6 protein-coding genes are annotated in these 13,385 nt (G+C 70.9%); 2 read left to right on the forward strand and 4 right to left on the reverse strand.

Features of this window, described 5'->3' with window-relative positions; genetic code table 11:
* Nucleotides 1–205 precede the first annotated feature (205 nt).
* On the reverse strand, nt 206–1,315 hold the full coding sequence (locus NR792_RS32940; protein ID WP_375756672.1) for a FadR/GntR family transcriptional regulator: 1,110 nt from the start codon (nt 1,313–1,315) through the stop codon (nt 206–208).
* 369 nt (nt 1,316–1,684) lie between these two features.
* Here NR792_RS32940 and NR792_RS32945 point away from each other — a divergent pair, with 369 nt between their 5' ends.
* Nucleotides 1,685–2,827: a hypothetical protein gene (locus NR792_RS32945; protein WP_375756673.1), complete on the forward strand. Its 1,143-nt coding sequence runs from the start codon at nt 1,685–1,687 to the stop codon at nt 2,825–2,827.
* A 13-nt stretch (nt 2,828–2,840) separates the two neighbouring features.
* On the forward strand, nt 2,841–5,015 hold the full coding sequence (locus tag NR792_RS32950; RefSeq protein WP_375756674.1) for a bifunctional alpha,alpha-trehalose-phosphate synthase (UDP-forming)/trehalose-phosphatase: 2,175 nt from the start codon (nt 2,841–2,843) through the stop codon (nt 5,013–5,015).
* Nucleotides 5,016–5,034: 19 nt separating this feature from the next.
* On the opposite strand, the gene NR792_RS32955 is transcribed toward NR792_RS32950, so the two are convergent.
* The 3 genes from NR792_RS32955 to NR792_RS32965 form a co-directional block, all read right to left on the reverse strand.
* Nucleotides 5,035–7,332: a hypothetical protein gene (locus tag NR792_RS32955; RefSeq protein WP_375756675.1), complete on the reverse strand. Its 2,298-nt coding sequence runs from the start codon at nt 7,330–7,332 to the stop codon at nt 5,035–5,037.
* Nucleotides 7,333–7,416: 84 nt separating this feature from the next.
* Entirely contained in the window at nt 7,417–11,079 is a 3,663-nt protein-coding gene (locus NR792_RS32960; protein WP_375756676.1) for a DUF3857 domain-containing protein, read from the reverse strand.
* A 257-nt stretch (nt 11,080–11,336) separates the two neighbouring features.
* Nucleotides 11,337–13,376 (reverse strand): glycosyl hydrolase family 18 protein, encoded by a 2,040-nt coding sequence (locus NR792_RS32965; protein WP_375756677.1) that lies wholly within the window; start codon nt 13,374–13,376, stop codon nt 11,337–11,339.
* Nucleotides 13,377–13,385 lie beyond the last annotated feature (9 nt).

Raw genomic sequence — 13,385 nt, forward strand, 5'->3', positions numbered from 1 at the left:
TGTCTTTGACGCGCACCTTTGTCTCAGGAAGATTCCACGGCGGCTGTCCGCCGGGCCGCTACCGGTCGCATTTTCTGACCAGGCAGAAAGCCACTGGTAGGTGCGGACCCCCGTGGAAAACCGCATGCGAGGGTGCCCCCTCCGGCCTGTCGTGGCAGGTGGGGAGAGGGCGCCCTCCCATGCGCACCAGCAGCATGTCCGGGTCTCACTTCTCGTTTATTCTTGAAACACCCTCCGCGACACCGGAGGCCGTGCTGGTGGTGGGGGCGGGTGAAATCCAATCGGGTGGGAGGGGGCCTGGGGGGCTGTGAAGGGGTTCGTCATCCTTGCCCTCCACCACGCGGGTTGGCCCGAGGGAACCGGAGGGTGGAGTCTCGGGCCGGGGGCCGTCCTCCGCTGACGAAGCATCCGAACCTGTCCCACAGTCGGGCAGGTTGCCCAGGGCCGCGGCCGTCATGTCCCCTCCGGTGCACTCCCCACCAGGTTCGCCGAGGTCGTTCTCCTCGACGCAGGGCTGTGCCTCCAGCGAATCGTCCTGCACGGTGGCTGGCGCGGAGCCTTCGAGAAGGCAGTCGTCGGCGCGGAAGGCCTCGGGGGACACATGTTCCTGGAGGACGGGGGCGAAGGACTCCAGTACGCGCTCATCGCACGCCTTCAGCAACGCCGGCAGCTGGTGCTGAAGTGCCTGCGCGTCGCGCTCGCTCAGGGCGTGCATCGCGCACAGGGCCCACTGGCGCAGGGATTCGCCGCCCATGAAGGACAACAGCCGGGCCGCGTTGCCTCTCAGGGCCCGTTGCAGTGACTGAATGAGGAGCAGGTGCCCTGGACGTGACGCCGCCTGGGCCGCCAGCCGCAGCAACTCGAATTCCAGCTGCGCGCACCGTGCCCCGGGGTTCCAGTGCGCCGCGTCCGAGAGCCTGTAGCAGGTGTCCTCCAGCAGGCTCACGTCCCGCTCGGAGGCACTCGCGCAGCAGTCCGCCAGCAGCTCCACCAGCACCTGCCGCTTGAGGCTGAAGAAGCCCTCCAGCAGCCGCCGGCATTCCTCGGAGCGCGCGTCATGCAGCGCCAGGCCCAGGTTCTCCAGCGTCAGTGACTCATCCAGCGCCACCGCACGCGTCACCCGGCCGGGACGCTGCACCACCAGGCCTCGCGCCGCCAGCCGCCGCAGCGCTTCGCGCACGGTGCCTCGGCTCACCCCATAGCGACGCGCCAGCACCTGCTCCGAGCCAATCTGGCCGTTCCTCGGCAGCCTCCCCAGCGAAATCTCTCGCTCGAGTTGCTCCTCCACGTACGCCACGAGCCCCACCCGCACCATCACCGTCCTCCTCGTCCCAGCCTCGCGCATCCAACCAGAGGGGTCTGACATGGACGCGTGGGCACACCGTCCTCATGTCCTCCCGTGCCGGTGCGGCCCCGGGCCCCATGCAGCGCGAACCTGTCCGACTGTCGGACAGGTTTGGCGAAAGCGCTCCCCGCCAGCGCGCCTCTGTCCGTGGGCCTGCCTTGGCGTCCGCGCATGCGCATCGTCGCGGCTCACCGCTGCGCTCCGCGAGGCGTGCGTCCTCGCAGCGCTTCGGGGCACGGCGTTTGTCCACGCGCTTCTGGCGACCTGCTTGAGCGGACCTCGCGTGATCCCCCTGGGGCTTCGAGGGCGGCCGTGGAGGTTTGCTATCCTCCCCTTCCGATGCCCCGTCTCCTCTCGCCCGCGCAGGCCTGGCTGTTCGGCCGTGGCGTGGACCTCTCCGTGTTCGCCGGCAGCGCGCTCGTGTCCGTGGCCTTCGTGCTGGCCGCGCCGTGGCTGGGGGCGGTGGGGGACACGCCCGCGTGGGCGTGGCTGCTGTTCGTGGTGGGCGTGGACGTGGCGCACGTCTGGTCCACGCTGTTCCGCACGTACCTGGACGGCGAGGAGGTGTCGCGCCGCCCGGGCCTCTACGTCGGCGCGCCGCTCGCCGCGTACGCGGTGGGCGTCTTCGCGTACATGGCCTCGCCCGGCGCGTTCTGGAGCCTGTTCGCGTACGTGGCGCTGTTCCACTTCATCCGCCAGCAGTACGGCTGGGTGGCGCTCTACGACCGCAAGGCGCGCGTGTCCGCCTTCGAGCGGCGCCTGGACGCGGCCGCCGTCTATGCAGCCACCCTGGGCCCCGTCATCTGGTGGCACGCGAACCTGCCCCGCGCCTTCTGGTGGTTCGTGGAGAACGACTTCCTCGCCGGGCTCCCCGCGTGGGCAGGCACCGTGGCGCTGGGCGCGCACGCGGCGGTGCTCACGCTGTGGGCGGGCTTCCAGGCCCTGCGCATCGCGCTGGGGGAAGGCGTGCAGGCCGGCAAGGTGCTGCTGGTGGTGGCCACGTGGGTGGCGTGGTTTGGCGGCATCGTGCTCGCGCGGAACGACTTCGCCTTCACGGTGATGAACGTGGTGCTGCACGGCGTGCCGTACTTCGCGCTGCTGTTCCGCTATGCGCGCGGGCGCCACGCGGAAGGGGGCTTTGGCGGCATGGGCGTGCTCCTGCGCGCGGGGCTGCCCGGCTTCCTGCTGTTCCTGGGCGTGCTGGCGCTGCTGGAGGAAGGGCTGTGGGACGTGCTCGTGTGGCACGACCGCCCGGTGTTGTTTGGCGACACTGGCCCTGTCCTGGAGTCCGATGTGCTGGCGCTCGTGGTGCCGCTGCTTGCACTGCCGCAGGCCACGCACTACGTGCTGGACGCCTTCATCTGGAAGGCCGGCAAGGAGCCCGCGCTGCTGGCCCGGCTCGGCTGGTCACGGACGGGGCAGGGGCCGGCAACCGTTGGCCCGGCACGGAAGGTGGTAGCCATTTCCGCAGGGGGTGAATAGAGCTAGTGGGTCTATGGCTCGACTCCTGCTCGTCTCGAACCGTCTCCCCGTCACCGTCAAGGCGGAGAAGGATGCCGTCTCCGTGGTGCGGAGCGCCGGAGGGCTCGCCACCGGCCTCAGCCGCCCGCACGAGCGCTCCGGAGGCCTGTGGATCGGCTGGCCCGGGGATGTCTCCCGGCTGACGGACGCCCAGCGCTCGCAGGTGGAGAAGCAGCTGTCGGACCTGCGCTGCGTGCCGCTGTACCTCTCCGCCAGCGAGGTCAGCCGCTTCTACGAGGGCTACTCCAACCGGGTGCTCTGGCCGCTGTGCCACTACATGCTGGACCGCGTCCCACGGCAGGACCGGGACTGGGACGCCTACCGCAAGGCGAACGAGCGCTTCGCCGACCTGGCCGCGAAGCACTACCAGCCGGGCGACACCATCTGGGTGCACGACTACCAGCTCATGCTGGTGCCCGGGATGCTGAGAGAGCGCCTGCCCCAGGCGCGCATCGGCTACTTCCACCACATCCCGTTCCCGTCGTCGGAAATCTTCAGCACGCTGCCCCGGCGCGTGGAGCTGCTCAAGGGGCTGCTGGGCGCGGACCTCATCGGCTTCCACACGGTGAGCTACGTGCGGCACTTCTCCGGCACGCTGCTGAGGCACCTGGGACTGGACACGGACATCGACCGCGTCCTCTTCCAGGGGCGCGAGGTGCGCGTGGGCGCGTTCCCCATGGGCATCGACTCGGCCGCCTTCGAAACGCTGGCGGGAGAGCCCGGGGTGCTGGACGAGGTGAAGACGCTGCAGGAGCGCGCCCGCGGTGAGCGGCTGCTCGTGGGCATCGACCGGCTGGACTACACCAAGGGCATTCCCCGGCGCCTGCTCGCGGTGCAGCGCGTGCTGGAGCGCGACCCGTCCCTGCGCGGGCGGCTGCGCTTCATCCAGGTGGCCGTCCCCAGCCGCACGCAGGTGCAGGCCTACGCGGAATACCGCGAGACGGTGGACGAGCTGGTAGGCCGCATCAACGGCCTCTACGGCACCGTGCACAGCACGCCCGTGCACTATCTCTACCGCTCGCTCAACGAGAAGCAGCTGGTGAGCCTCTACCGGGGCGCGGACGTGATGCTGGTGACGCCCGTGCGCGACGGCATGAACCTGGTGGCCAAGGAGTTCTGCGCGGCCCGCCCGGACGAGGACGGCGTGCTCGTGCTCAGCGAGTTCGCGGGCGCGGCGTCGGAGATGCGCGACGCGCTGCTGGTGAACCCCTACGACGTCGAGGACATGGCGGACGCCATCGAGCAGGCGCTGGAGATGCCCCAGCCCGAGCGCCAGGCGCGCATGCGCTGCCTGCGCGCGGGCGTGAAGGCGCGCGACGTGCACTGGTGGGTGGCCAGCTTCCTGGACCGGCTCCAGGGCCTGCCCTCCGTGGCGGAGAAGCCGCCCTTGCCGGACGGCATGGCTGCCCTGGACAAGCTGAAGGGGCCGGGGCGCAAGGTGCTGTTCCTGGACTACGACGGCACGCTCGTGGGCTTCGCGTCCACGCCGGAGCTGGCCGCGCCGGACGCGGAGCTGATGACGCTGCTGAAGGAGCTGTGCGCCCGTCCGGACCTGTCCGTGCACATCGTGAGCGGCCGCCCGCGCGAGACGCTGGAGGCGTGGTTCGGTGAGCTGCCCCTGGGCCTGCACGCGGAGCACGGCCTGTGGTCGCGCATGCGGCGGGGCCAGCCGTGGCAGGCGCTGCCGGGCGTGTCCTTCGAGTGGAAGCCCAAGGTGAAGCCCGTGCTGGACGCGTTCGCGGCGCGGGTGACGGGCTCGTTCGTGGAGGAGAAGACGGCGTCGCTCGCGTGGCACTACCGCAAGGTGGACGCGGAGTTCGGCGCGCTCCAGGCGCGCGAGCTGCGCCTGCTGCTCTTCGAGCAGTTCTCCCAGGAGCCCATGCACATCCTGCCCGGAGACCGGGTGGTGGAGGTGCGGCCCCGGGGCGTCAACAAGGGCCGCGTGGTGCCGGAGGTGCTGAAGGAGGAGGCGCCGGACGTGCGCGTGCTGGCCCTGGGCGACGACGTCACCGACGAGGACCTCTTCGCGGCGGTGCCCCCGGGCGGCATCGCCGTGCACGCGGGCAACAAGCACACGCGCGCGGGCTACCGCGTGGAGGGGCCGCCGGAGGTGCGGCGGTTCTTGAAGGCGCTGCTGGGGAAGGAGTAGCCGGGGCGAGGCGTGGGCTTCAGAGATTGAAGCCCACGTTGCCCACGGAGATGCTGGGTCCGAAGATGAAGGACCACTTGCTGGAGGGCACCACGGTGTCGGTGCCCGGGGCTCCGTTGGTGCGCCGGGTGATGTCGCCCCGGAACTCGCGGGCAATCCACGCCTGCGCGCCCACCGCCGCGCCCGGCCCGATGGGCACGCGCAGGCCCAGCCCCATGACGACGGCGAGCGTGGGAGGGAACTGGATGTCCCCGGACTGCGGCACCAGGCCCAGGCCCATCAGGCCCATCTCGATGCCCAGCAGGCGCTCCTGGCCCTCGTTGTTGAGCAGCGCCAGACGCGACAGCACGCCGAAGTTGATGGCCAGCTGTCCCGAGGGCTGCGTCGCGCGGTAGAGGCCCGCGGGGATGGTGGCCATGGTGTAGAGGCGGAACATGCCGCCGCGCACGATGGCGGTCCACTGCGCGGACGGCAGGCCCGTGCGGTCCACCGTGGAGAGGGCGTAGCGGGACTCGTCCGCGACGTGCGACACCTGCACGAGGATGCGGTCGTACTGGCCCAGGTTGCCCTGCACGGGGATGACGCGCACCTCGCCCTTGGGGCGCAGGAACAGGCGCTGGTCCACGCTGCTCTCGCCGCGCGTGGAGCCGTCGGACTTCGTCACGGTGATGCGCAGGGTGATTTCCTGGTTGCCCTCCTCCGGCGTGAGGCGCTCGCGGTGGATGACCACGCGACAGGTGTTGCGCATGGCGTAGTCCACCCGGTGCGGGCGGCTGGGGGAGAGCTTCTCGTCGTTGCCCTCCTTGTCCGCGCAGAGGAACTCCACCAGGTTCTCCACGTTGGTGGGCACGCTGGCCTCGCGCACCGCGCGCTGCACGCGCTCGTTGGTGAGGAACAGGTCGGACGTGGCCAGCTCCGCCGGCAGCGTGGGCAGCCGGTAGCCGAAGCGCAGCGACACGAAGCCGCCCGCGGTGGCCTCGCCCTGGATGAGCGTGGCGGACTCGCGCGTCGTCACGGTGTACGCGCCGCCCAGCGGGCGCAGCACGAAGCGGCCCAGGCCGCCGTTGGACGCCACCGTCACCTCGGCCGGGCGGTTGGTGGGCACGAAGTCGATGGTGCCGTGGCCGGGCAGCTCCAGCGTCGCGCGAGGGTCCGGCACGGGCCGCGTGTCCGCCGTCTCCGACGCCACCACCGTGCCGTCCACGCGCGACGTGATGGCCGTGACGGTCACCTGCGGCTCGTTGGTGCCGCTGGTGCGCAACAGCACGTAGGTGCCGTCCTGCGCCTTCACCACGCGCTCCACGCGCACGCGCGCGCCGTTCACCGTCCACAAGAGGCCGCGCGGGTCGTGCGCGCAGGCCGCGTCCAGGCGCATCACCAGCCCGGAGTCCTCCGCGTCGCGCAGCACCGTGCCCTCCACCGCGGACAGCGGGCACGCGAGCACGGGCAGCGTCTCCGCCACGGACGTCTCCAGCGCGTCCCCCTTCGCGAAGAACACGCGCGGCACCAGCCTGAGGCGCAGCGTCACCGTGGGGTTCAAGCCCGGCACGTTGCGGATGGACACGGCGCCCTCGGTCACCTCGCAGCGCGCGGTGCCGCAGTCCACGGAGGCGATGGCCTCCGAGTGCGTCACCGCCGCGTAGCCGGGGCCCTTGGACAGGTCCACGCCGGAGGACTGCACCAGGGGGCGCGTGAGCACGGTGCGGCCGGGGCGCAGGCGGAAGTATTCGTCGTCCAGGAAGCGCCCGTTGGCGTCGTACGTCGTCACGTCCGCGCCCCTGCGGCCGAACGCGGGCACCCACGACAGCGTCGCGTCCGTGGGCAGGCCGGGCGTCACCGGGACGGCGCACTCGGAGGGGCTGTTGGGCTCCAGGCAGACGTCCTGGCCGTCCAGCGTCGTCGTCTTCGGATCCGCGCCCCGGGGCGTCCCGGACCAGGCGATGGACACGTTCTTCAGGCCGGTGCCCTTGAGCTCCAGCCGCCCGTCGTCCGGGTAGAACGTGGTGGAGGCACTGTCGATGCGCGGGAAGGGCCCGGTGGCCACCACCACCACGGTGTCGGTGGCCGTGGCGCAGGCGGCCTCGTCCGCGGCGACCTTCAGCTCCAGCGTGCGGGTGGCGTCATCCGCGCGCGTGGGCGGCTTGAGCATGCGGCCCTCGGGGCCCAGCACCCAGCCGCCGCGCACCGGGCCGCACAGCACGCCCTTGGGGATGACCTCCACCGCCCGCCCGCCTTCGGGAAGCTGGACGACGGGAGCGGCGGTGGCGGCCCCCGCCACCAGCAGGCAGCCAAGGACGAGCGCGCGTGCACGGTGCATGCACCTGCTTGAACACGGAGGGCCGCGTCCGGGTCAAGCCCTCCGTGCGAAGCGGCGTCAGACAGACGCCGCGAGTGTCCGCGATTACCGCGAAGCCGTCTTCTGCCCCGGCCCCTGCAGCAGGATGCGGCGGCCGAAGGCGCGGTCCACGCGGCCCAGGAACTCACGGAACTGCGGGTACTCATCCGCCTTGATGCGGGCGACGGAGAGGGCCACCTCGCCGTCGGCGACGAGCGCGCCGTTCTCCACGCGGTAGCTCAACTTCACGTGGCCGAACTTCGTCGTCTCCTCCACGGCCTGGGGCATCTCCGCGACGGTGTAGCCGCCGGGCAGCGTGTAGCGCAGCTTGAAGGTGTTCACCCAGGGGCTCTGCATCACCAGGTCGAAGCGGCGCTCGGCGAGCGACGCGTACGCCTGCTGATAGGTGCGCCCCGTGCCGAAGGGCAGGAAGCGCAGGCTGCCGCCCGGCAGCACCTCCGCGTAGCGCGGGATGCCCATGGTGAAGTCGAGCGTCACGTCGTCGTCCAGGCGGGTGGTGTCGCTGAGCTTCACCTCGCGCACGGTGAGGCCGGGGAAGCTCTGCGCCCACGCGCGCTCGAAGGTGGACTTGCGCGTGGACTCCGGGCGGTAGGCGCGGCGGTAGTCCGGCGCGGACTGGCCGGACACGCTGCTGACACCCTTCACGTCCGCGCCGCCGTCCGGGCGCAGCGCCACGTCCATGGCGAGCGTCGTCTTGTTGTCGTCCGCCTTCGCCTCCGGCGTGGTGAGGAAGTTGCTCGTGCCGTTGGGGTCCACCACCAGCACGTTGGCCACGCGGTCCGCGGACGGAAGCTCCTTGGCGCCGTGGAACTCCGCGGTGCCGTCCAGGTACAGGTCGAACTTCGGCACGTACGCGATGGCGTGGTTGAAGGCCGCCAGCGACGCGGGCTCCGCGTCCAGCGCGCCCAGGTTGCGCATGCGCAGCAGCACCAGCTTGCTGTCCACGCCCGCCACCTTCAGCATGGAGTGGATGAGGCTCGCCTTGTCCTTGCAGTCACCGAAGCGGCGGGCCAGCACGCGGTCCACCCGGTACGGCTTGAAGCCGTGGATGCCGAACTCCAGCGCCACGTAGCGGGTGTTGGTGACGACGAAGGAGTAGATGGCGCGCACGACGGCCAGCTGGTCCTTGCGGTCCACGCCGGTGAGCACCTGGTCCACGGTGGCCTTCAGCTCCGCGTTGGGCTGGAGCTGATCCCTCACGAGGCCCCACCAGTAGTGGCCCACCTGGTCCCACGTCTTGTACGTGGAGATGTGCAGGTTCTGGGCGACCTCCGCCCAGCCCGGCATGCCCGGCTCCGGCACCACCTTGGAGACGTGCTTCGCGCCGAAGCGGTACACGGTGCGGCCGGACTCCGGCGCCTCCTGCAGCTGCTCCACGCCCGCCAGGCGGCTCTTGTTCCAGTACAGCGGCCGCTCCTTGGGCATGTCCACGACGTACTGGAAGCGCACCTTGGGATAGGTGCCCTGCACGCTCTCCACGTCGCCCCAGTAGTCCGACAAGAGGTTGTCCTGCGCGGTGTCGTCCAGGCGGTAGGTGAGCTCCAGCGTGTCACCGGCGGCCAGCGACGGGAACGACAGGATGCGCGCGCGGGCGTCGTAGTACATGCCCGTCCAGGGCTCGTTGATGTTGCGGTCCGCGTCGCCGTAGCTGTCCACCACGGAGCCGTCCGGCTTCGTCACGCGGGCGCGCAGCACGCGCACCTCCTGGCGGTCCGGCGAGTACGTCACCGGCACGCTGCGGAACGCGTCCACGCCGCGCTGGTTGAACACGCGCACCACCATCTGCTGCATGCGGCTGGACAGGCCGCTCTTCTGCACGCGCACGTAGGTGTTGTCCACGAGGTACAGGGCGTCCTCGTGCACGTAGCCCTCGGCCTCCTTGGACAGGGGCTTCGCGTCCACGAGGTACTGGGTGCCCGCGCTCTCGGACTCGCCCTTGAGCGTGCGCAGGGCCTCCTTGAGGCCGGGGTTCTGCGGGCGCAGCTGGAGCGACCGCTCGAAGGCGGCCAGGGCGGGCTCGCGCTGGCCGGCGGCGAGCAGCGCGCGGCCCTCGCGCTCGTAGACCTCCGGCTCGTCCGGGGAGAGGGCCTTGGCCTCGGTGAAGAGGGCGGTGGCCTCCTCCACGGCGCCGTTGGCGGCCTTCAGCTCCGCCAGCCGCACGCGGCTGCCGTTGTCGAAGGGGTTCAGGTCGGTGAGCTTCGCGTACTCGCGCTCGGCGGCGTCCACCTTGCCCGCGTCCGCGAGCATGGAGGCCAGCTGCCGGCGGGTGTTGGCGTCGTCGTAGCGCAGCGCCAGCACCACGCGCATGCGGTCCATGGCCTCCTGGTCACGGCCCAGCTGACGGGACGCCGCGGCGGCCACGCGCACCACGCGGGGCACGCGCGGCTGCTGGCGGAAGGCCTCCTCCACCAGCGCGTGCGCGCGGGCACGCTCGCCCAGGGCCTCGGCCGCGCGGGCGAGCAGGAGCCGCGCGCCCGGCACGTTGCGGCCGTCCTCCACCTCCAGGATGGGGGCGAGCAGCGGCTGCACGCGCTCCGGGTGGCCGCGGTCCATCTCGTGGTCCGCCAGCGCCAGGCGCGCGGGGGCGTAGGTGGGGTCCGCCTTCACGGCGGCCTCCAGGAAGCGGCGGCGCTCGTTGAGGTCGTCCGTCTGGGTGTTGGCGGCCAATACCTGGAGCCGCGCGTCGGTGGGGGCGGTCTCCGCCGCGAGCGCGGCCTCGGCGCTGGCGGTGTGCTCGCGCTCGTCATAGGCGCGGAAGAAGGCGAGCACCTGGGCGTAGTCGCCTCTCAGCTGCGCGTCGTCCGGGTTCTTCTCCACCAGCGCGCGCAGCGAGGAGGTGAGGGTGGGCAGGGGCTGCGGCGCGGGCGCGGGCATGCGCTCCAGGGCGGGGGCCTTGGCGGGCAGCGAGGCGCGGGCGGAGGCCGTCTCCGAGCGCAGGTAGAAGCCCAGCGGGCCGGACTCCTGGCACACCTTCACCAGCACGCGGTTGAGGCCCTTCTTGAGCTTCACCGACACGCGCGTCTGGTCCGGGCGGGGCAGGTTGTAGCGGTCCTCCTTGGAGGCCAGCTGCCCGTTCACCCACAGGCGGTAGCCGCCGGAGGTGCCCAGGCCCAGCGCCACGCGCGTGTCCTGCGGCACCTCCAGCCAGGTGAGCGCGTACGCCACGGACTCCTTGTTGGGGCGCACCGCGGTGGCCAGGTCCACGTAGCCGTCCGCGGACGTGACGGCCAGCTTGCGCCAGGTGGCCTCGTGGCCCTTCGCGCCGGGGTAGCGCGCGGTGAGGTCCAGGTTGGCGGCCTCCGGACCGAAGTCCGTGTCGCAGCCGGCCTTGCCCTCGTTCTCGAAGCCGCCGACGACGTAGTAGTCGTTGACGAAGCCCAGCCACTGGCGGACCTCGTTGGCGCGCACCATCCGGCCGCGCGAGCGCTCCGCGTCCATGAGCAGGATTTGGGCGGTGGTGCGCGTGTTCACGTCCGACGTGCGGCGCGAGGCAATCTGCTGGTAGGTGCTCACCAGCGGGGTGAGGTCCTCCACGTCATCCACCAGCGCGTGCATGCGCAGGAGGGCGGCGCCGCCGCGCGGCGAGTTGGCGGCCTTGACGGCCTCGGCCGCGTACTCGCGGGCCCGGTCGTCCGCGTTCGGCTTCGCGAGCCCCAGCACGGGGCAGGTGAGCACGACAAGTGCGGCCAGCGATGTGAAACGCGACATCCGTTCTCCTCGAAGTTCGACGGCGCCCGGGGGCAGGCAGGGGGCGATGACGCCAGTGAACAGGCGGACCCGTCACGGCCTTCCCCTGCATGTGGCCCCGGACGGCGGGCAGGCAACCCATCCGCGTCCCACTCTATGCCGGACCCGTGTGGGGCGGGGTGGGCCCGTGAAGGCCAGGGCGCGAAAACGCACAGGGCCGGCGCGGGCTTTGGATGCCCGTGCCGGCCCCGGTGTGTGTGTCCCCGTTGGGGGGAGCGTCAGTGGAGCTTGCCGTAGAGCGCGTTGACGAGGCCGCCGTCGTCGCCGCTCAGCTCCCAGAACATCGCGCCGCCCAGGCCCTTGGCCAGGATGTAGTCCGACTTGGCGTTCATGCTCTGCACGTCGTCGTAGGCCACCCACACCTTCGTCGTGGGGCTGTAGACGTAGGCCTGCTTGCTCTCCGGGTGGAAGAACTTCGAGTAGCCGGAGCCCGCGCGCTCGTAGTTGGCCTTGAGGTCCTTGTAGTCGAACACGCCGGTGAGCCCGGACTGGCCGTCATCCCAGGTGCCCTTGGTGGGGACGCCGGACTGGAACAGGCCGTTGTTCACGTTGGGCACGTTGCCCCAGCCGCGCCCGTAGAAGGGCACGCCCAGGACGATCTTGGAGGCGGGCACGCCCAGCTGGAGCATCTTGGAGATGGAGCCGTCCGTGTAGAAGCCGTCGTTGGCGCCCGGGTCCCCCGTCACGCGGTTGAGCGCGGAGTGGAAGTTGACCGTGCTCTCGAAGGCGCCGTGGTAGTCGTAGGACATCACGTTGATCCAATCGAGGATGCCGGCCAGCTTCACGGTCTCCTGCTTGTTGGCGAGCAGGTCCGGCGACGCGCCCGACGCGATGGTGAGCAGGTAGGGCTGGCCCGTCTGCGCCGTCACGGCGGCCAGCTGGGTGCGGAACTCCTGCATGAGCAGGGTGTAGTTCACCTTGTCCGCGGGGCTGCTGATGTTGTCCGGCAGGCCGCCGCCGGTGGGGTACTCCCAGTCCACGTCGATGCCGTCGAACACGCCCACGCCGTTGGCCGGGGTGACGCCGGGGAACTGGCCCTTCACGTACAGGTCCACGCAGGACTTCACGAACGCGGTGCGCGCCGCGGCGGTGGCCGCCACCTGCGAGAAGTACTTGGACCAGGACCAGCCGCCAATGGAGATGAGCAGCTTGAGGTTCGGGTGCGTCTTCTTCAGCTCCTTGAACGCGCGGAAGTTGCCGCGCAGCGCGCCGGGGTCCCACTCGCCGGGGTAGCCGAAGCCCTTGTCGATGTCCGCGAACGGATCCCCGAGGATGCACTTGCCGTCCGGGGAGATGTTGGAGAAGGCGTAGTTGATGTGCGTGAGCTTCGACGCCGGGACGTTGGACACCTGGTAGTTGCGGCCGTAGATGCCCCACGCGGTGAAGTAGCCGACGATCTTCTTTCCGCCCGGAGGCGGAGGCGTGACGGGCAGCTCCACCACGACGCTCACGGTCTTCGAGCCCACGTTGCCCGCCGCGTCGTACGCGTTCACGGTGTACGTGTACGTGCCGTTCTGCGCGGACGTGGAGATGGCGCGGGTGAACGACGCCGCGGTGGCGACGAGGGTGCCGTTCTCCAGGATTTCAATCTTCGTCACGCCCACGTTGTCCGTGGCGCTCGAGGAGACGGTGAAGGAGCCCGCGGCGGTGATGCGCGACGCGCTGGCGCTGGCGGTGACGACGGGGGCGGTGACGTCGCCGTTGGAGGGGATGGCCACGGTGACGGTGACCGTCTTCGTGCCCACGTTGCCGGCGGCGTCGTAGGCCTTCACGGTGTACGTGTACGTGCCGTTCTGCCCGGAGCCCGTGAAGCTGCGCGTATAGGACGACGCGGTGGCGACGAGCGTGCCGTTCTCCAGGATTTCAATCTTCGTCACGCCCGTGTCGTCGGTGGCGCTGCCGGAGACGGTGATGGAGCCCGCGGCGGTGACGCTCGTCTTGCTGCTCGACGCGGAGACGACGGGCGCGGTGGTGTCACCGCCGCCCGTCACCGGGCCCAGGTCGAGCCACAGCGCCGCCACGGCCGTCGGCGTCCAGTCCGCCTGGGACGTGTGGGCCTGACGGCACTGATAGACGCGGCCTTCATAGGTGACGCGCGTGCCCACGGAGTAGGCGACGCCCACGGCCCACGCGGCGTCCAGCGGCGCCTTCATCACACTGCCCGGGCCCTCGGCTTCGGGCGCGAAGGACTCCTGGCCACAACCGGCGACGGTCAGCGCGGACGCCACCAGGCCCACAATCCACTTGCTACGACGCATTCGTGTTCT

Origin of the sequence: Corallococcus exercitus (assembly GCF_042231735.1) — a bacterium.
GTDB lineage: Bacteria > Myxococcota > Myxococcia > Myxococcales > Myxococcaceae > Corallococcus > Corallococcus exercitus_B.